The sequence below is a fragment of the Blautia sp. DFI.6.71 genome, assembly GCF_020593585.1.
Taxonomy (GTDB): Bacteria; Bacillota; Clostridia; order Lachnospirales; family Lachnospiraceae; genus Blautia_A; species Blautia_A wexlerae.
Map to the genome: position 1 here is coordinate 56312 of NZ_JAJDMJ010000013.1, position 18486 is coordinate 74797.

21 protein-coding genes and 1 riboswitch are annotated in these 18486 nt (G+C 39.8%); of the genes, 19 read left to right on the plus strand and 2 right to left on the minus strand.

What is annotated here, in order from left to right:
- Positions 1–11: 11 nt before the first annotated feature.
- From LJE12_RS07905 to LJE12_RS07930, 6 genes are all read left to right on the plus strand, one after another.
- The gene (locus LJE12_RS07905; protein ID WP_173681735.1) at positions 12–632 is read left to right on the plus strand and encodes a DUF3786 domain-containing protein; all 621 of its coding nucleotides are present in this window, start codon (positions 12–14) and stop codon (positions 630–632) included.
- Positions 633–751: 119 nt separating this feature from the next.
- Positions 752–1084, plus strand: coding sequence for a hypothetical protein (locus tag LJE12_RS07910; RefSeq protein ID WP_055153076.1), 333 nt, complete (start codon positions 752–754; stop codon positions 1082–1084).
- A 294-nt stretch (positions 1085–1378) separates the two neighbouring features.
- The gene (locus LJE12_RS07915; RefSeq protein ID WP_025580240.1) at positions 1379–2002 is read left to right on the plus strand and encodes a DUF6088 family protein; all 624 of its coding nucleotides are present in this window, start codon (positions 1379–1381) and stop codon (positions 2000–2002) included.
- Positions 1989–2903: a nucleotidyl transferase AbiEii/AbiGii toxin family protein gene (locus LJE12_RS07920; RefSeq protein ID WP_055153078.1), complete on the plus strand. Its 915-nt coding sequence runs from the start codon at positions 1989–1991 to the stop codon at positions 2901–2903. Before LJE12_RS07915 ends, LJE12_RS07920 begins: the two co-directional genes overlap by 14 nt.
- Before the next feature lie 230 nt (positions 2904–3133).
- Positions 3134–3209, plus strand: a riboswitch (cyclic di-GMP riboswitch).
- Positions 3210–3425: 216 nt separating this feature from the next.
- Positions 3426–5204: an ABC transporter substrate-binding protein gene (locus tag LJE12_RS07925; protein ID WP_118633792.1), complete on the plus strand. Its 1779-nt coding sequence runs from the start codon at positions 3426–3428 to the stop codon at positions 5202–5204.
- A gap of 13 nt (positions 5205–5217) precedes the next feature.
- Complete coding sequence (locus tag LJE12_RS07930; RefSeq protein ID WP_227226551.1) at positions 5218–7488, plus strand: ATP-binding protein; 2271 nt, start codon at positions 5218–5220, stop codon at positions 7486–7488.
- Here the strand turns inward: LJE12_RS07930 and LJE12_RS07935 are convergent.
- On the minus strand, positions 7475–7693 hold the full coding sequence (locus LJE12_RS07935; RefSeq protein WP_227226550.1) for a hypothetical protein: 219 nt from the start codon (positions 7691–7693) through the stop codon (positions 7475–7477). The two genes, LJE12_RS07930 and LJE12_RS07935, sit on opposite strands and share 14 nt — an antisense overlap.
- 117 nt (positions 7694–7810) lie before the next feature.
- Between LJE12_RS07935 and LJE12_RS07940 the strand changes: the two genes are divergently transcribed.
- From LJE12_RS07940 to LJE12_RS07995, 13 genes are all read left to right on the plus strand, one after another.
- Complete coding sequence (locus LJE12_RS07940; RefSeq protein ID WP_173699808.1) at positions 7811–8743, plus strand: MarR family transcriptional regulator; 933 nt, start codon at positions 7811–7813, stop codon at positions 8741–8743.
- Positions 8743–9510, plus strand: a complete 768-nt coding sequence (locus LJE12_RS07945; RefSeq protein ID WP_119245901.1) for a hypothetical protein — start codon at positions 8743–8745, stop codon at positions 9508–9510. Before LJE12_RS07940 ends, LJE12_RS07945 begins: the two co-directional genes overlap by 1 nt.
- Before the next feature lie 250 nt (positions 9511–9760).
- Positions 9761–10300, plus strand: a complete 540-nt coding sequence (locus LJE12_RS20580) for an AAA family ATPase (RefSeq protein ID WP_320055398.1) — start codon at positions 9761–9763, stop codon at positions 10298–10300.
- Positions 10198–10713, plus strand: a complete 516-nt coding sequence (locus tag LJE12_RS20265) for a PD-(D/E)XK nuclease domain-containing protein (RefSeq protein ID WP_319017521.1) — start codon at positions 10198–10200, stop codon at positions 10711–10713. Before LJE12_RS20580 ends, LJE12_RS20265 begins: the two co-directional genes overlap by 103 nt.
- Before the next feature lie 237 nt (positions 10714–10950).
- Positions 10951–11247 carry a lipoprotein gene (locus LJE12_RS07955; protein ID WP_118574699.1) on the plus strand — a complete coding sequence of 99 codons (297 nt, stop codon included), beginning with the start codon at positions 10951–10953 and terminating at the stop codon, positions 11245–11247.
- Positions 11248–11268: 21 nt separating this feature from the next.
- Positions 11269–11778, plus strand: a complete 510-nt coding sequence (locus LJE12_RS07960; RefSeq protein ID WP_118574697.1) for an RNA polymerase sigma factor — start codon at positions 11269–11271, stop codon at positions 11776–11778.
- 1 nt (position 11779) lies between these two features.
- Complete coding sequence (locus LJE12_RS07965) at positions 11780–12433, plus strand: zf-HC2 domain-containing protein (RefSeq protein ID WP_008705116.1); 654 nt, start codon at positions 11780–11782, stop codon at positions 12431–12433.
- 188 nt (positions 12434–12621) lie between these two features.
- Complete coding sequence (locus LJE12_RS07970; protein WP_008705115.1) at positions 12622–13476, plus strand: YitT family protein; 855 nt, start codon at positions 12622–12624, stop codon at positions 13474–13476.
- A gap of 90 nt (positions 13477–13566) precedes the next feature.
- Positions 13567–14880: a Na+/H+ antiporter NhaC family protein gene (locus LJE12_RS07975; protein ID WP_062808148.1), complete on the plus strand. Its 1314-nt coding sequence runs from the start codon at positions 13567–13569 to the stop codon at positions 14878–14880.
- Positions 14881–15033: 153 nt separating this feature from the next.
- Entirely contained in the window at positions 15034–15675 is a 642-nt protein-coding gene (locus LJE12_RS07980) for a MerR family transcriptional regulator (RefSeq protein WP_173720797.1), read from the plus strand.
- Complete coding sequence (locus LJE12_RS07985; RefSeq protein ID WP_019163048.1) at positions 15656–15973, plus strand: YbjQ family protein; 318 nt, start codon at positions 15656–15658, stop codon at positions 15971–15973. Before LJE12_RS07980 ends, LJE12_RS07985 begins: the two co-directional genes overlap by 20 nt.
- 88 nt (positions 15974–16061) lie before the next feature.
- The gene (locus tag LJE12_RS07990; RefSeq protein WP_019163047.1) at positions 16062–16397 is read left to right on the plus strand and encodes a hypothetical protein; all 336 of its coding nucleotides are present in this window, start codon (positions 16062–16064) and stop codon (positions 16395–16397) included.
- 57 nt (positions 16398–16454) lie between these two features.
- Positions 16455–16883, plus strand: coding sequence for an SseB family protein (locus tag LJE12_RS07995; RefSeq protein WP_144137349.1), 429 nt, complete (start codon positions 16455–16457; stop codon positions 16881–16883).
- 23 nt (positions 16884–16906) lie between these two features.
- On the opposite strand, the gene LJE12_RS08000 is transcribed toward LJE12_RS07995, so the two are convergent.
- Positions 16907–18274, minus strand: a complete 1368-nt coding sequence (locus LJE12_RS08000; protein WP_227226549.1) for an MATE family efflux transporter — start codon at positions 18272–18274, stop codon at positions 16907–16909.
- Positions 18275–18486 lie beyond the last annotated feature (212 nt).

Below are 18486 nucleotides of genomic sequence, written 5' to 3' on the forward strand. Positions count from 1 at the left end.
TAAAGTATATTATGGATAATTATGAAAAACAGGTATATATAGGAAGAGAGTTGTTTTTAAAATATGATCAGGATAAGCTGATAAAGAAATATGGTTTGAAACACGATGAAGAATATCTGTATTTGAAATATATTGGAACAGAATATCGGATCAATCGCAGAAACGGTGCTATTGAATATGCCACAGGCGAAGAATGGACGGACTGCAGAGAATATACAGTTGTTATGACAATCTATGATTTTCTCTGCTGTTCCGGGCAGGAGATACTGCCTCCTCTTACCGGGCAGTGGCAGCCTGTGGGCAGGTTTGTAACTGCCGGGAGCAGTCCGTCAACAGATCCTTTTGTGGAAAAGTATGCAAGAGCATTTTCCGGCAAAGTGGAAGAGTTAAAGCAGGCCTGTATCTGTCTGGGAGGAAAGCAGACGAAACGTCTGGCAGGGGCAGATCTGACATTTGAAATGCCTGTTCTTCCGGAGTTCTCTGTGTTGCTTCAGTTCTGGGATGGGGATGAAGAATTCCCGCCAAAGATCTTACTGTTGTGGGATAAAGTATCGTTATCATACCTTCATTTTGAGACGACCTATTATCTTCAGGGAGATCTTCTGAAGGCTATACTGCAGATAATCGGCTGAATACACTGTAGCCGATCCTTCGGAGGGAATATCCGATTACATGGAAAGAGGTTTCCAGAAACTCAGGCGGAGAAGGATTTCTGTCTGCATTTGTAATCCTGTCCAGTCTTCTGTATTATATGAGACGGGATGATACAGACATTTTTGCAGATAAAAATGAGGGAAAGGTTCTGATCATGGACAATCCGTTTGCGCAGACCAATGCCTCCCATCTGCTGATCCCACTGATGGATATGGCAAAAAAGAGCAACACACAGCTTATCTGTCTTACCGGTCTGGGCGGAGAGTCCATCTATAATCGTTTTGACAATATATATGTGCTGAATCTGATCGCTGCAAGTCTGAGAGGCGGTACGCAGTATCTGAAAGCTGAACATAAAAGAGGGAAAGAACCGGATGAACTTGTCACTGCAAGAATTGAAGTGGGGGATCAGATGGAGCTGTTGTTTTAAGAAAAATTACAGCAATCATTCTGTGTGTCATATTATTATCGTTGCAGGTTGTGATTGCGAGTGCTGAAGATATAAGAAAGAATATTACGGTATCACATGAGCCGGTCTGTGTGATGCCGTATTTTTATTTGTCCAGAGAAAAGAATGAAAGATTCTTTTATGTTTTATTTTGCTCTGGATACACTAACAATAGCTATCAAAATAACATTGACAGAGCCTAAGAATAAGAATAGAATATAATTAACAAAAATAACTTAACTGGTTACAAATATTTAGATAGAAGGAGAGAGGTTTATGCTATATGAATTTTTGAAAAACAATTATAAGGAAGCAGAGCCTATATTCTTTTCTGATATAGTGATTAAGGGAATTACAAAATCTGCAGTAAACCAGCAGTTAAAAAAGTTATGCAATGAAGGAAAACTGCAGAAATATGAGAACGGCATTTATTATTTGCCTAAGAAATCACGATTAAAAACAAGTGTAGGTGTAAATGCAGATACGGTTGCCAGATACAAATATGTTTCCAGAGGTGGGAAAGTAGATGGCTTCTATTCGGGAAATACATTTGCCAATCAGTTGGGAATTTCAACGCAGGTTCCCAATAAAGTTGAGATTGTCAGCAACAATATGGCTGCAAAAGTAAGAGAAGTTCCAATTGGAAAGAGAACATTCATTGTAAGAAAGCCAGTGGTTCCGGTAAATGAAGAAAATGTTTATGTGCTGCAGTTACTTGACTTATTAAAGAATCTGGATGTGTATCTGGATGAAAGCTATGATGTGGCTCATGATAAAGTATCTCAATTTGTGCGGATACATGGCATCACAAAAAAAGACGTGGATAGTTATATAAGAGAGTTTCCGATTGCAATATTTAAATATTATTATGAATTGAGGTTGGATGATGTATTTGCATAAAGATGATAAGGAATTGTTGAGGGATATTATTGTAACGGTATCAGAGCGAACGGGCATAGATGAAAGTATCGTGGAAAAAGATTATTATGTGACAATGATATTAAAAGAACTTGTACAGAGAAATCCTAATGTGGTGTTTAAGGGTGGAACATCCCTTTCCAAGGCTTATCATGCTATAGACCGTTTTTCAGAGGATATTGATATTACATTTGAAGAACATTTGGGAGAAGCCAGAAGAAAGAAAATCAAATATCAGTTATTACAACCAATTAGCGAAGATTTAGACTTAGCAATTGATAATTGGAAGTTTATTGAAAGCGATAAGGACTATAATCACTATGATTTCTTATATGATTCAGTTTGCTCAGAAGATAAAAGAGGTCTGCGACCATATGTGAAGCTGGAGACAGCATTGATGTCGTATTCTTATCCAACAGAAGAAAAGGAAATTACAAGTATAATATTTGATTGTCTCGCAACAGAAGAAGCGGAGATTTTGAGAGACTATGGGTTAGAACCATTTAAGATGAAGACACAGGCACTATCCAGAACAATTATAGATAAAATTTTTGCTGTGTGTGATTATTATATGGTAGGAAGAGCAACGAGAAATTCCAGACACTTATATGATATCTTTAAGCTGAAAAATTATATTTCAATGGATGATGATTTCAAAAGGCTCTTTGCAGATGTTAGAAAGCACAGATCAGGCATGGATATTAAAATAACCCCGTCTGCCAGGGAGGATGTTGATCTGCTGGCTGTAGCAGAAAAACTCATAAGAGAAGATTTTTATGCTGATGATTATGCTGATTCAACTATGAAATTGATTTCTGACAATATTTCCTATGAAACGGTAAAGCTGAATTACATTGATTTGGTTAGAAGTATATTACGATAAGAGAAAATTTTCTCTCGAATTCTGTTGAGAATAATGCAATTTCAAGTCAATTAATCATAATAAACGGGGGAACCGCTAAACAAAAGTTTTTCAGGTTATAGGAGAACAGTTCGAATATATAATCGGCTGTTCTTTTTTTAGCGTTAAAGCGGCGAGGTTTTTCTTGTGTACAGTGGAATGTAGGAGTATAATGAAATCAATATTTTGCATAAATTTACAATCTGTAATAGAACGACGATCGGCAAAGCAGATGAAAGTCTGTGACGCAAAGCTACAGGGCCTGTAAAATGGCAGCCAGTTGCATGAAATGATGTGCGCTGTCTGTGAGACGGTATTTTTTTATGTTATAGGAAATTACTCCGTAATGTTCCTATAACATAAAAAAGCCCTCCGGGCAGGATCGCACTGCGACGGAGGGGAATTATGTCGCTGAAGCGACCCTTCGCAGGCGAAGAATCCTGCAGCAGGGATGTTATTTCATAAACGGAACCATAATGATTTTATCGGAGAAGAGAGAAAAATATGAAAATCAAAAAAGTACAAAGTGCATGTCTTATTTTGGCATGTATAGCGGCAACAGGACTTATAGGGTGTGGGAAAACAGATGAAACACCAAAGAAGCACGAAGCAATTACTTTTATGGCTCCTTATCTGGAAGTGGACAATTTCATAGAAGAAGTGCATAAAACATATCCAGAGATTGAGCTTGAAGTAGTCCCGTACAGCGGAGCAAATACAACAACCTGTCTGCAGAACATGTTAGAGGCAGATGATCTTCCGGACATCTGCACACAGACTTTTTATAAGCCAGATGTGGTGGATGTCAGTGATAAGATGATTGATCTCTCAGGATACGATTTTACAGATAATTATGTGGAATCACGTCTGAAAGATGTATCCGATGAGGGTGCACTTTATATGCTTCCATCTTTGTACAACTGTTATGGAATCACCTATAATAAAACACTGCTTGAGAAGCATGGCTGGAAGCTGCCAACATCTTTTACAGAGCTTGAAGAACTTGCAGACAAGGCAAAAGAAGCAGGAGTTACGTTATGTATGGCACAGATTCAGTATCCTGGTTCAGCCTTCCAGTATATATGTAATATTGCGGATGCGGGATTCCTTGGTACTATGTCTGGAAAGCAGTGGCAGAAAGATTACCTGTCAGGAAAGGCAAATGTCAGTGACACGGAAGGCATGATGGACAGCATGGAATATATCCAGAAATGGAAAAATCTCGGTATGCTTGACTGCAGCAACAGTGATCCGGTAGATGATAGTAAAACAAGAGAAGCTTTTATAAAGGGAAATTCACTGTTTCTATTGGGACCACAGAATGGCATTATGGAATCAGAAGATACAACGGACAAATTTGGTCTGATGCCATACCTGTCTGAAGATGGAAGCAAGAATGTATTTATTTTAAATGTAAACCGTTTTTATGGATTGAATAAAAAGCTGGAGAATGATCCTGAGAAACTTGAAGATGCATTAAAAGTCATGAAGGTGCTGTCTACGGTAGAAGGAACCAGTGCCCTGTATCCGGACAGTACATTAAAAGCAGGACTGCTTCCTTTCAAAGATGCAAAGGCAGATGACACCTTCTATGCAGATATTTCGGATTTTATCAATGCAGGGAATACGACACCGTTTATTTATTCCGGATGGGAAAATACGATTGTAAATACCGGAACCAAAATGCAGGAATTCATGCAGGATAAGGCATCAATAAAGGATGTGGCAGATCAGCTGGATGAAGATCAGGACAGCGTGGTAAATAATCAGCCGGAAGTGATCACAACAGCTACAGAGGAAATTTCACAGGAAAGCTGTGCAAAGCTGGTGGGCAGATGCTTTGCCGAGGCAACCGGAAGTGACGTTGCTCTTATATCCCTTGGAACATGGATCAGTGGAAATGGTACGAACCAGAACAATGATGGTGTGAGCGGAAAACTGTATGCAAAGAATATTACAGACTATGATGTATGTATCATTCTTCCGACTGGCTGGTCACAGACGATTAAAACAATCAGGCTGACAGGAAAACAGATTCAGGCATTGTATGAAGAAGGTTATGATGCAGTTGGTACAGGCAAGAATTATCCATATATGTTGGTAAATCCTGAAGATATGGAACTGGAGGATGGAAAGACTTATCAGGTTGCAATTTCCGGAATCAGTGAAAAACTGGCATCGGAAACGGAAGTGACAGATAGTGGTATTGTAGGTATGGATGCGGCAAAAGAGTTTTTTGGGCAATTTAAGACTTTAAGTGAAGCAGACGCTGAATGGAAATAAGCGGAGGGGAAGGATGCATAAGGCAAAGAATTACCGGAACTTAATATTGGGTTGTTGTATGACTGGTATAGCGATGTTTCTTGCATTCTTTTTCCTGTATCATAGTTATATCCAGGATATTATCTATGAAGAACGATTAAACCAGATGGAAGAGATTACCCGTCAGATGTTTCAAAATCTGGAGGATGTGATTGATTCAAACTGGGACCGGGTAACGGAAGAATGTAATTATCTGAGAGATGCAAACGTACAGACTACAGATGAACTCTGCAGACATATGAAAAAGAAATATGAATTATCAGCATATGCAGATCATAAGATCACGTTGATGGCAGTGGATTCAGAAGGTGGATATTATACAGAATCCGGAAAAAGAGGACTTTTCCGGGATCTGGACTATTTTGAAGAAAGTCCTGAAAAGATCAGTTTTGTTTTTGATTCCATGACGGATAATCAGTCAGAGATGGTATTTCTGAATCGTCTGCCGGAGCCCATACATCTTCAAAACGGAGAAAAGAAAACTTCAATTCTCTATTTTGGAATTGCCCAGGACATGGAACAGTTGAATCCATATTTTAACTGCGAAGCTTATAACGGAAACAACAGTGTGTATGTACTGGATGATAATGGATCTAAACTGTTCAACAGCAATCAGGTGGAACTGATCAAGGGCCATAATGTATTTTCTGTTTTACAGAATATGAAGTATCTTCACAATTCTTCCTTTGAGAAAACAAAGGCGGAACTGGAAGAAAAAGGCTGCAGTTATTCTAATGCAGTTCTGGACGGAACAGAATATTTTTACGGATTAAAAAGAATGGAAAATGCCGAATGGACACTTATCTTTCTGGTTCCGGCGGAGTATGTTGCTACGAATACATTAAAACTTGTCAATTTTATTATGGTATTTATCGTTATCTTTACGGTTATCGTAGCTGCCTGTGTTATGATGGGGATTTTCTTTGTTATGTACAGAAATCAGCAGGAAGCAATCCGTTTGGAACGGGAAAATAATGCCAAGCTGGAAACAGTGAATACAAAACTGCGTCAGGCTAAACAGGCGGCAGAGGATGCTTTTCAGGTGGCACAGGAGGCGAACAGATCAAAGAGCAGTTTTCTTGCCAATATGTCTCATGATATACGTACCCCTATGAATGCGATCGTTGGTATTACGTCTTTGATCAGACATGATGCCGGTGATAAAGGCAAGGTAATAGAGTATGCGGATAAAATTGACACTTCATCACAGCATCTGTTAGGGATCCTTAATGAAGTTCTGGATATGAGTAAGATTGAAGCAGGAAAAACTGTCTTCAAGTATTCTGATTTTTCTATTCCGGATTTTATACAGGAGCTTGATACTATATTTCGTTCTCAGATATATGAAAAGAAGCAGACTCTTACAATTACAAAAGAAAACATCCGGCATGAGTGGGTGAATGGGGATCAGGTTCATCTGATGCAGATTTTCAGCAATCTGCTGTCTAATGCAATAAAATATACACAGGAAGGCGGAGAAATTCAGCTTCTGGCAGAGGAATGTGAATCAAATTCATCTGTTTATGCAAAGTATCGTTTTTTAGTCTGCGATAATGGTATGGGAATGTCGGCAGATTTCAAGGACAGGATTTTTGATGCCTTTACCCGTGCAGAAAATTCCCTGACAAATAAGATACAGGGAACCGGTCTTGGAATGGCGATTACCAAAAATCTGGTTGATTCCATGGGCGGAACCATTGATGTGGAAAGTGAACCGGGACAGGGTAGCTGTTTTGAGGTTTTTATGGATCTGAAAATCGCAGAAGAAAGATCTGTTTCTCCGGCTTCACAGGCAGAAACAGAAGAGCAGGATGGCAATATCCTGAAAGGAATGAGATTCCTATGTGCAGAGGACAATGAGCTGAATGCGGAGATTCTGACGGAACTGTTAAAGATTGAGGGCGCGGAGTGTACGATCTGTGAAAATGGTAAAAGGGTCCTGGAGACATTTGAACAGTCTGTCCCGGGTGACTATGATATGATCCTGATGGATGTGCAGATGCCTGTCATGAACGGCTATGAGGCAACGAAGGCAATCCGCAGAAGCTCCCATGAGCTGGCAAAGACAATTCCGATTATTGCCATGACCGCCAATGCATTCTCAGAGGATATTCAGCATTCTCTGGCGGCTGGTATGAATGCCCATATTTCAAAACCGGTTGATATGAAGACGCTGGAAAAGACAATAAGAAGCATAAAATCCGGCGGCGGGGGGGGTACCGAAACGCAGGTCATTGCTCAGTAACCATTAAATAATAAACCCATACTTGCTGTTTTGGATCAGGTGCTTGGAACATCATATGAGTTACATGAGTGAGGAAAAGTGGATCGCAGCTTAAAATACGAATCGTCAGTTTTGGGGAGATAAGAAATTTATCTCCCTGTTTTTCTAATGTATGCTCGGAATCTTTTTGTATTCGATTATGCACATCTATAACATCTATACTCATATCAAATTCCTGATAAGTGGAAACCTTTATTGAAAATTAATAATAACTCAAAAACTTGACTTTTAACATACATTAAGTTAAAATGAAATAAAATAAGTTAAAAGGAGAATGAAAAATATGCTAACAAGCGTATTCGGGATTTCTATAAGATATGAAGCATGGAATCGACAGGAGTCTTTGCCTGTTTATATTGCAGGAAGTTATGATTTTTACACAGCATATATTGGAAATAAACGTTGTATAATTCTGATTCCAACAGAAGAGCTTGCAACACTTCCGGCACTGAAAAAGCAAATTACAAAAATACAGCAGATAGATAATGTGCCAGTTGTATTTGGACTTGCAGCAATATCAAATTATCGAAGAAAAAATTTTATAGAAAATAATATACCGTTTATTACTGACAAGCAGGTCTTTCTTCCTTTTATCGGAGCAATGCTCACAGATGAGAAAGAGCCCCTAAAGCAAATTGAAAAATTCGTTTACTCTACACAGCAGCTATTTTTGGTTTATCTGTACAGTAAGAAAAAACGATTGTATATTTCAGAGGCTGGAAAAGTACTTCCATTTACAGCGATGACATTGACCAGAGCAGTAAGGCAGTTGGAAGCGACGGACTTGTTTTTGGTGGCGAAAGACGGTGTCAATAAGTTTGTTGAGTCAAAATATAACCGATATGAATTATTTGAAAAGGTAAAAGTATATTTGTCTACTCCTGTTCGCAGAACTGGATATATAGATAAGACACAAGTTACAGAGAATATGGTTTTTGCAGGGGAAACAGCACTTTCTGAGAGAACAATGTTAAATCCAGGTCGAGTAGTCACTTATGCGATTAGTGAGAAAGATTATGATAAAACATTGTTGACAGAAGAATTGATAGATCCGGATAAGCAGGTTAGACTTGAACTATGGGCATACAACCCGAAACAATTTTCAGAAGATAACAGTGCGGATGATATTTCGGTTGTTTTATCCCTTGGAGATACAAACGATGAGAGGATTGAAGAAGCTGTAGACGAATTACAGGAAAGAAGGTTGCAGGAGTAATGGTCAACGGATTTACAAAATTTAAGGAAAAATTTCAGAGCTTTGAAAATCAATATGTCATTATCGGTGGGACCGCTTGTGATTTGATTATGGAAAATGAAGAATTACCGTTTCGTGCCACAAAAGATATAGATATTGTATTGATTGTTGAATCCATAACAGCAGAGTTTGGAAGACGGTTTTGGGAGTATGTTAAAGAAGCAGGATATGAACACTTGAATAAAAGTACCGGAAAGGCACAGTTTTACCGTTTTACATCTCCGAAAAGTAAAGAATATCCATATATGATAGAGATATTTTCCAGAAATCCAGATTTTATTATATTGGAAGAGGATGCCATTCTTACCCCGCTTCCAATAGATGATGAAATCTCCAGTTTGTCAGCAATCCTTCTGAACGAAGCATATTATGAATTGCTTAAAACCGGACAGCAGATGGTTGATGGCATTCCGGTATTGAGTCCAACGTGCTTGATACCATTTAAGGCAAAAGCGTGGCTGGATTTGACAGAACGTAAGTTGAATGGAGAGCAGGTTGACAGCAAAAATATAAAGAAACATAAAAACGATGTATTTCGCCTGGCTCAGTTAATTACAGCCAATACAAGGCAGTTTCTCAGTCCGGAAATATCAGAGGATATGAAAAAATTCTTATCTGAAATAGCTGATGAAACAGTGGATTTCAAGTCTCTGGGCATAAGAGGAACAGATAAACGAAAAATGACAGATCTGTTGTACCAGTGTTACGGCTTAAAGGAGAGTACGTAATAAACGAGTTATGTGGTTTGATATTTACTACAATTTAGTGCACATCTATAACTTCTATACCCATATCGGGTAATTTATCAGAAACATGTAATTATGCAATATAGAAATAGAATTCCCAAAAGAATTATGATAGAATAAAATCAGTATTGATGATTCACAGAGTAAAAAGCATAATGACATAAAATTGTTGGTGTTTATGAGCAAGTAGCGAAGCGGATGATTTTATCCGCCTGACTTATGAGGTGACAGTATGGGGATATATCTGAACAGTATTTCATCCTATTCTTTATACAAAAGCGAATATACCAGACCTTATTTTGTAGATAAATCCAACCTGTTGAAGGAATTGATTCCACTGGCAGAGCAGGGAAATACACATATATGTATTACCCGCCCCAGGCAATTTGGAAAAACTGTCATGGCAAACATGATTGGAGCATTTTTCAGTAAAGGTGTTGAAAGCAGTGATGTTTTTGACAGGCTTCAGATTCCAGCAGATAAAGATTACAGAAAACATTTGAATCAGCATAATGTAATTTACATTGATTTCAGCAAAATGCCGGGAAATTGTAAATCCTATATGGAATACATTACACGTATTGAGGAACGTTTAAAAAGGGATCTTCTGAAAGTATATTCTGAAATAGAAATATATCCGGAAGAGTTTATATTCCTAATAAGGAACTTATGGACAAATTTGATGAAATGCTCCAGAAAGAAGCTTCTTTGGGATATGTGTACAGACTGGCAAAAGAATCCGAACGCATGCTTAAGGCAACACTTGAAATAGATACTTCTATTATGGAAGAAATACTGGAATATGCTCATAATACGGAGACGCCGATACTTTCTTATAATAATGAAGTGGAGTTATCTTCTATTGTAAATCTGGTGTATCTTTGTGTGAGAGACAGCTACCGGGTGGAGAGAGAGGACAAGGCAGGACTTGGATTTGTGGACTTTATTTTTTATCCTGAAAATCCGGCAGATACAGGCATTATTCTGGAATTAAAGGTAGACCATACTGCAGATGAAGCTGTTCAGCAGATCATAGATAAAAAATATAGTTTACGCTTTTCGGGAAAAGCAGGAGAAAAGGCAAAATACACAGGAGAAATCCTTGCAGTAGGAATTGGATATAACAAGAAGACAAAGAAACATCAGTGCAGGGTGATTACTTTACGGAAGGACACGTTATATTAATTCTTGTATAAGGTGGAAAATAGAGGATATAAGCGGCTGTATAGAAATTTTATACAGCTGTTTGTTATGTTAGCGGAGAATCCTGCAAGCAGGATTCTTTCTTGTGTATAAGTTTGGTGAACTTTTTTTCATCATTTATGGTTATATAAATTTTCCTGTAACGTTTCTTCTGTCTGTGACTTAGTTATATAGAAAGACATCAGATAAAATAATGATACAGCAGACAGGAGGATTATCATGAAACGATATTTAGGAATATTCATTCTGACAATTATGGTTGGTTTATCAGGTTGTGCATCTGATACAGACAGTGATACTCAGGTGAGCAGCCGTGCATATTCAATGCAGATACAACAAAATCAGAACCGTGTTCAGACATTCAATGGAAGAAGACAGATCAGGTCGTCAGATGGATCTATGTGGACACCGCCGGCAGGGTCATATCAGGATAAAGATGGTTATATTCTGGATAAGGATGGCACCACGATCGGCCAGACCGGACCATTAAAAATCCCGAAAGATGCAGTAGGATAATAAAAAATACAAGGAGCAGGAATGGAGAAATCAGAAATCGAAACGATCTACCGGAAGTATTTCCATGATGTCTTTCTCTATATCCGGGCACTTTCCGAAAATGAAAGTCTGGCAGAGGAAATCACCCAGGAAACATTCCTGAAGGCAATGAATAATATTGAGAAATTTGACGGCAGGAAGGATATCCGCGCATGGCTATTTGTAATTGCGAAGAATACATATTTCCGCTATTGCAGGCGAAATAAAATCTATGTGGTTGAAGAATTTTCAGAAATAATGCAGGATTCCATGCAGGATACATCCCCGGCCGTACTGGATCAGATCGTGCAGGATGAGACAGTTCGGAATCTCAAACGCTATGCAGAACTGATACCGGAACCCTACAGGGAAGTATTTCACCTGCGGATATACGGTGAGCTCTCCTTTGAGCAGATTGGAAAATGCTATCAGAAAAGTGCAGGGTGGGCAAGAGTAACCTGCCACCGTGCACGCCAGATGATAAGAGCACAGATGAGTCAGGAGGAAAAGTAACATGGAAAAAATAAACTGCAACGTGATCCAGGATATTCTGCCATTATACATTGATGATGTGGTAAGTGATGACACAAAAGAACTTGTAGAAGAACACCTGCAAAACTGCGAAATCTGCCAGCGGGTATACCATGAGACAAAGACAGACCTTGAAAATGATATGAAGGTTTCAGTGCAGACAAAAGAAAGCAGCAATGAAGCAAATGACCTGAAGAATTTCAGGAAATTTTTAAAGAAAAAAAAGACAAAAACAATCCTGCTTTCCATAGCAGCAACCATAGTTTGCTTTGTGGCAGTGTTTACCTTTATGAATAAACATGTCATATATATCAACTACAAAGATGCCGGGATAACTATTATTGAGGATAATAAAGATGAAGTAACATATAGAATGAATATAAAAGGAAATTATCGCTGGAAAACATCTTTGGACAGAGAAACAGGTGTAATGACTATCCATTTTGAACAGAGCTTGTGGGAAAAATATGTAAGCTGTATTTTTTATCCATATGATAATCTTCATGAGATTCTGAAAAAAGATGAGATAAAAGAAGTGTATGTAGATAAGGATGGAACTACAACAACAATCTGGGAAGCTCCGGAGGAAGAACAGAAAGCTTATTTATCTGAAGAACATACAGAGCCGTTAGGATAAAATATTAGAGTATTTTTCAAACACGCTCTAAAATATGAAAGCGAATTTTAAAGCAGTCCTATAGGTTATAAGGATTTATAAAGGGGTTGTCATGGAAGGCAGCCTCTTTTTGTAATTGCTGATGGACATTCTCTTCCCATATGTTACAATAGAACAAGAATATGGAAAGAAAGACAGGAAACCTAACTATGAAAAAACAACTAAATTATGCAGATATCATAAAGGAAGCGCTGATCCTGACAGGTGCAGTAGCAATCATTGCGGCAGCAGTTTATTTCTTCCTGGTGCCGAGCCATACCTCTGTAAGCAGTATCTCCGGTCTTGGTATCGTGTTATCAAACTTTGTACCTTTATCATTGTCTGCAATCACCATGATTTTGAATGTGGTACTTCTGATCATTGGCTTCATCACCTGCGGACGCGAATTTGGCGTAAAAACGGTTTACACCAGCATCGTTTTGCCTTTATTTCTCGGATTATTTGAGAAAGTATTTCCGGATTTTGGCTCTATGACCAACAGTCAGGAGCTGGATGTGCTGTGCTATATCCTGGTAGTCAGTGTAGGACTGAGCATTCTTTTTAACAGAAATGCATCCTCCGGTGGTCTGGATATTGTGGCAAAGATTATGAACAAATATCTCCACATGGAACTGGGAAAAGCAATGTCTCTTTCCGGTATGTGTGTGGCTCTTTCCGCAGCGCTTGTATATGATAAGAAAACAGTGGTGCTGAGTATTCTGGGAACATACTTTAATGGAATGGTTCTGGATCACTTTATCTTTGACCATAATATTAAACGTCGTGTCTGTGTCATCACTCAGAAAGAGGAAGAACTGCGTAAATTCATTATCGAAGATCTGCACAGCGGAGCGACGATCTATGAAGCGACAGGTGCCTATAATATGAAGAAACGCAATGAGATCATCACGATCGTAGACAAAACAGAATATCAGAAGCTGATGGCTTATATCAATCATGAAGATCCAAAGGCTTTTGTGACGGTTTACAATGTATCGGATATGCGCTATCAGCCAAAACTGTAAGAAATATTATGGCAGGAAAGCTGTGGGTATGCTAAAATAGCAGAGTGATTATATAACCATAAAGAGATTATGGTAGAAAGAGGATGAAAGATGAAAAAAGGAAAAGGAATTGCCCTGCTTCCCATTGGTGTATTTCTTGTATTATACCTTGGACTGGGCATTTTGTTTGAGTATGTGATGGAAATCCCCATGGGATTTTATAATGTGCCTATTGTAGTAGCATTTCTTGCTGCAATCCTGGTTGCCTGTCTGCAGAACAGAGCACTGGATTTTGATAAAAAACTGGAGATCATGGCACAGGGAGTTGGGGACAAAAATATCATCACCATGCTTCTGATCTTTCTTGCAGCCGGATCTTTTGTAGGAGTTGTGGGAAGAAGCAGTGCTGAGAGTGTTGCATATTGTATGCTGAGTCTGATACCTGCCAGATTTTCAGTGTCTGTGCTGTTTATAGTTGCCTGTTTTGTGTCTGTGGCTATGGGAACCTCTGTGGGAACCATTACCCTTCTGACACCGATTGCAGCAGCAGTTTCCACAGCATCAGGATTTGATCTGGCATTTTGTGTGGCTTCTGTTATGGGAGGAGCCATGTTTGGGGACAATCTTTCTTTTATTTCAGATACGACGATTGCTGCATGTAATGGTCAGGGATGTGAGATGAAAGACAAATTCAGGGAGAACTTCTGGATTGCTCTTCCGGCAGCCGTTGCCACACTGATCTTAATCCTGATCCTGTCATTTCAGACAGAAATCCAGGGCCGTGTGATCCAGCCCTATCATCTGACACAGGTAATACCGTATGTGCTGGTATTGATCGGAGGAATTGTTGGGATCAATGTGTTTGTGGTATTGCTGACAGGAATCGTATCCGGAGCATTTATTATGCTGATCGGAGGACATACCGCACCTGTAGAGATCCTGAAAAATATGGGATCCGGTGTATCTGGAATGTTTGAGACCTGTATGGTGGCGATTCTGGTAGCTGCCATGTGTGCGCTGATACGTGAGTATGGTGGATTCGATGCACTTCTTGGCTGGATCCATAAAATTTTCCGCGGAAAGAAAGGCGGACAGCTTGGAATGGGACTTCTGGTAGGAACTATGGATATTGCCACTGCCAATAATACAGTGGCGATCGTAATGGCTAACCCTATCGCAAAGGAAATGGCAGAGGAGTATGGGATTACACCGAGAAAGACAGCTTCCATACTGGATACTTTTTCCTGTGTTTTCCAGGGAGTGATTCCATATGGTGCACAGATGCTGGTTGCAATCTCAGCAGTGAACGAACTGGGCGGTGAGATTTCTGCATTTCAGATTATGCCGAAATTGTTTTATCCCATGTTATTGCTGTTCAGTTCTCTGATTACAATCATGAGAGGCTCAGACCGTACAGGAGCTTAAAAGATTCCCCCTGCCGGAAGCTATATTTTTTTCAATTTCTTTCAAAAAATACTTGACCTTTCTCCTTGTGGAAGCAGTATAAAGGAAGCACAGACAGGGCAGTAGAGCAGCAGGTCAGCTATATCTGCTGTCAGGAAAGCAAGAGGTAGCAGTATGAAGATCAAACAGGTGGAAGAGCTGGTAGGCATCACCAGAAAGAATATCCGTTTTTATGAAGAGCAGGGTCTCCTGAATGTGGAGCGTGCAGAGAACGGATACCGGGAATATCATACGGCAGATATTGCCAGACTTCAGGAAATCAAATTATTCCGGAAGATGGATATTTCCATAGAAGAGATGAGAGCTCTTTTTGAAAAGAGGAAAAGCCTGCAGGTCTGTCTGGAACAGCACCTGGGAGAACTGGAACGCCGCAGTGAGGGCCTTGTGAAAATGCAGGAAATGTGCCAGCGCCTGATCGCAGAGCATCAGTCTCTGGATACCTTGAATGCCGAGAACTGTCTGGAAGAAATCGAGCAGATGGAGAAAGAGGGTGCAAGGTTTATGGATATAAAGAAAACAGATATCCGTAAGAAAAGAAGGACAGGAGCGATCATTGGAGCAGTAGTTATGATCTTGCTTATGGGATTTACCATAGGGCTTATGCTGTGGGCAAATACACAAGATCCCATACCGACCGGACTGCTGATATTTCTGATCGCCATACCGGTTGTGATCATCGGAGGAATTCTGGCAGCACTTGCAGGACGCATGAAAGAGATTGAAGGAGGAGAAGAGGATGAAGCTTCTAAGTATTGAATATATTCCGGGTGTAGAGTTTGAGGCATTGGGAATTGTAAAGGGAACAGTTGTACAGACAAAAAATGTAGGAAAAGATTTCATGGCAGGGATGAAGACTCTGGTAGGCGGAGAGATCACAGGCTATACGGAAATGCTCAATGAGGCAAGACAGATTGCCACCAAGCGTATGGTAGATGAAGCCAAAGAGATGAATGCGGATGCTGTGATCGGTGTGAAATACGGTTCCTCCCAGGTAATGTCAGGGGCAGCAGAAGTGATTGCATATGGAACTGCTGTGAAATATAAACAGGATTAAAAATTAAGAACAAGAGCAGAGAACGCATAAAGAGATCTTAAGTAAAGCAGAAAATCCGTAATGAAGGCTGGGAAAGGAAATTCAACATATGAAGATTGAAGGAAATCAGAAGGAATTAGACGCAATGGCTGAGTTTCATAAAGGAAACCGTGCAGAGGGTCTGCGTCTGCAGGAGGAATTCGCGGCAGAATTTCGTGAAGAATATAAGGAGAAGGATCACTGTTCCTGCCAGAAGGCCTGTCGTTATCACGGAAACTGCAAGGAATGTGTGGCAATCCACAGAGCACACCAGGAACATGTTCCGAACTGTATGCGGCCTCTGCTCAATAAGAAGCTGAAACTGTTATCAGAGCTGACAGAACATACACTGGCAAATGAGATAGAGGCACCGCATGAGATCCTGAGAAAGCCATCAAAAAGCTGAAAAATTTAGAAAATACACTGGAAATAAAACGATGAAAGGCATAAAAGAGATATTAATATGAGCGATAATAAGAATGTAAATCAGGATAAAGGTCTTCAGGGAAATGAAAAAATAGAGCAGGCGATCGCTGCTCTGCAGCAGGAAGCCACTCAGGAAATGCTGGCACATACACTGACTGTAATCCGTAGACGAATGAGAGAAAACGGCCAGTTTATCCTTTCAGTAGAACCGCCCACAGGAGACAACCAGCTCCGGATCGGCACAGTGAAAACTGGAGATGGAAAAGTCTGGTGGGCGGCATTTACAAGCTTTGAGGAAGAACTGAAAGGCGGCGGAAGCGTACAATCCACTTTTCTGACAGACATAGATCAGCTTTTTCATTCAGCATTACAGGTAAATGAGATTGAGGGAATCATCCTCAACCCATGGAACCGCACAATCATGTTGGATAAGAACCTGATTAATATCATATTGGGAAATGTGTGAAGCTATGTAAAGGACTTTTCTGCTTATCGGGAGTTTCCCATTTTGTTCAATTCAGGCAAGATTGTAACCAACATGGTAATAAAACACAGAGAACCACCGATCACATTGGATACCGGTTCTGCCATAAACACGCCATCTGTGCCCATGTGTAATCCATAGGGCAGGAAATAAGTCAGCGGAACCACGATAAATACTTTACGAAGCAGGGAGAAAAAAATCGCCTGCTTTTTTTTATTTAATGATTTAAACACTGTCTGACCAATATACTGCAGATCCATAAAAATAAAGGCTGCGAAGTAAAGCTTCAGTGCAGGAACTGCATCCTTTAATAGCAGTTTGTCTGAACTGAAGATCCCGATCAGAAATTCAGGGGCAATGAGAATAACGCTCCACATGATACCTGTATAAATCAGAACCATAATGATCAGAACAACCCCTGCTTTCTTTACCCTGTCAGGACGTCTGGCTCCGTAATTGTAGCTGAGAACAGGAGAGGTTCCCTCATTGATCGCATGGATAGGCGTCTCCACCATCTGGCGAACACTGGATATAATAGTCATGACAGAGATATAAATATCACCGCCTGTCACGGAAAGAACATTATTGCAGCAGATACTTACCAGGCTGTTAGTCAGCTGCATGATAAATCCGGCAGACCCCAGACTGATGATATCCCTGGCATGTCTGGTGCACTCAGAAATCTCATTTATATGAATCCATCTTACCTTCAATTCTGATTTTCCATGAAGAAAATAAAATACAAGCAAGGCAGAGAGAATCTGAGAGATGACAGTAGCAATCGCTGCACCCTTAATCCCTATATCCAGAACAAAAATAAAAATCGGATCAAGAATAATATTTGCCACTGCACCGACTGTTACTGACAGCATACCGATAATGGCATATCCCTGTGCATTGATAAAAGGATTCATTCCTGTTGCTATCATGGAAGGGAGAGTACCCAGAAGGTAAATCATCAGATAGGGATACGCATAAACCAGAGCATCATCTGAGGCACCAAACAGAGTCAGTAAGGGGCGGGCAAAAAGAAATCCGATCAGCATCAGCACAGCAGCACTTCCACATAACATGGTGAAAGCAGTATTCATGATCATGTCAGCAGTCCTGGAATCTCCTTTTCCGCGGTTGATAGAGAAAATTGGTGCACCTCCGGAACCAAAGAGATTACTGAAAGCAGTAATGATCATGATGATCGGAAAGCATAAGCCCACAGCGCCAAGTGCAGTTGTTCCTATATCATGGATCCTGGCGATATAGATACGGTCCACAATGTTGTATAAAAGATTCAATATCTGCGCTACCAGCATGGGAAGCGCAGCGCTTAATATATTGTTGGTCACAGTTCCGTTTTCAAAATCAATTCGTTTCATTATAAATCTTCCTAAGTTTAAAACTTTTATCGTGCATATAAGTATATCATAAAGTAAACAGAAATTCACTCTGATACAGTGGTGTTGGAACAAAATAGTTATTGTTCATTCCGTTCACAGTAACGTAGCCAAAATTCATTCCAGATTGCCTGCGGCAATGGAATTTTGGCTTGTATGTCTCGGGATTTTGGCATATTCATGCCAAAACACCT

Excerpts from the sequence above, each read along its gene's own strand:
- LJE12_RS07940 (WP_173699808.1), top strand. The coding sequence starts at position 7,811 with ATGCTAACAAGCGTATTCGGGATTTCTATAAGATATGAAGCATGGAAT.
- LJE12_RS20265 (WP_319017521.1), top strand. The coding sequence starts at position 10,198 with ATGGACAAATTTGATGAAATGCTCCAGAAAGAAGCTTCTTTGGGATAT.
- LJE12_RS07980 (WP_173720797.1), top strand. The coding sequence starts at position 15,034 with ATGAAGATCAAACAGGTGGAAGAGCTGGTAGGCATCACCAGAAAGAAT.
- LJE12_RS07995 (WP_144137349.1), top strand. The coding sequence starts at position 16,455 with ATGAGCGATAATAAGAATGTAAATCAGGATAAAGGTCTTCAGGGAAAT.
- LJE12_RS07930 (WP_227226551.1), top strand. The coding sequence starts at position 5,218 with ATGCATAAGGCAAAGAATTACCGGAACTTAATATTGGGTTGTTGTATG.
- LJE12_RS07920 (WP_055153078.1), top strand. The coding sequence starts at position 1,989 with ATGTATTTGCATAAAGATGATAAGGAATTGTTGAGGGATATTATTGTA.
- LJE12_RS07975 (WP_062808148.1), top strand. The coding sequence starts at position 13,567 with ATGAAAAAAGGAAAAGGAATTGCCCTGCTTCCCATTGGTGTATTTCTT.
- LJE12_RS07945 (WP_119245901.1), top strand. The coding sequence starts at position 8,743 with ATGGTCAACGGATTTACAAAATTTAAGGAAAAATTTCAGAGCTTTGAA.
- LJE12_RS07985 (WP_019163048.1), top strand. The coding sequence starts at position 15,656 with ATGAAGCTTCTAAGTATTGAATATATTCCGGGTGTAGAGTTTGAGGCA.
- LJE12_RS07925 (WP_118633792.1), top strand. The coding sequence starts at position 3,426 with ATGAAAATCAAAAAAGTACAAAGTGCATGTCTTATTTTGGCATGTATA.
- LJE12_RS07970 (WP_008705115.1), top strand. The coding sequence starts at position 12,622 with ATGAAAAAACAACTAAATTATGCAGATATCATAAAGGAAGCGCTGATC.
- LJE12_RS07905 (WP_173681735.1), top strand. The coding sequence starts at position 12 with ATGGATAATTATGAAAAACAGGTATATATAGGAAGAGAGTTGTTTTTA.
- LJE12_RS07910 (WP_055153076.1), top strand. The coding sequence starts at position 752 with ATGAGACGGGATGATACAGACATTTTTGCAGATAAAAATGAGGGAAAG.
- LJE12_RS07960 (WP_118574697.1), top strand. The coding sequence starts at position 11,269 with ATGGAGAAATCAGAAATCGAAACGATCTACCGGAAGTATTTCCATGAT.
- LJE12_RS07955 (WP_118574699.1), top strand. The coding sequence starts at position 10,951 with ATGAAACGATATTTAGGAATATTCATTCTGACAATTATGGTTGGTTTA.
- LJE12_RS07990 (WP_019163047.1), top strand. The coding sequence starts at position 16,062 with ATGAAGATTGAAGGAAATCAGAAGGAATTAGACGCAATGGCTGAGTTT.
- LJE12_RS07915 (WP_025580240.1), top strand. The coding sequence starts at position 1,379 with ATGCTATATGAATTTTTGAAAAACAATTATAAGGAAGCAGAGCCTATA.
- LJE12_RS20580 (WP_320055398.1), top strand. The coding sequence starts at position 9,761 with ATGGGGATATATCTGAACAGTATTTCATCCTATTCTTTATACAAAAGC.
- LJE12_RS08000 (WP_227226549.1), bottom strand. The coding sequence starts at position 18,274 with ATGAAACGAATTGATTTTGAAAACGGAACTGTGACCAACAATATATTA.
- LJE12_RS07965 (WP_008705116.1), top strand. The coding sequence starts at position 11,780 with ATGGAAAAAATAAACTGCAACGTGATCCAGGATATTCTGCCATTATAC.
- LJE12_RS07935 (WP_227226550.1), bottom strand. The coding sequence starts at position 7,693 with ATGAGTATAGATGTTATAGATGTGCATAATCGAATACAAAAAGATTCC.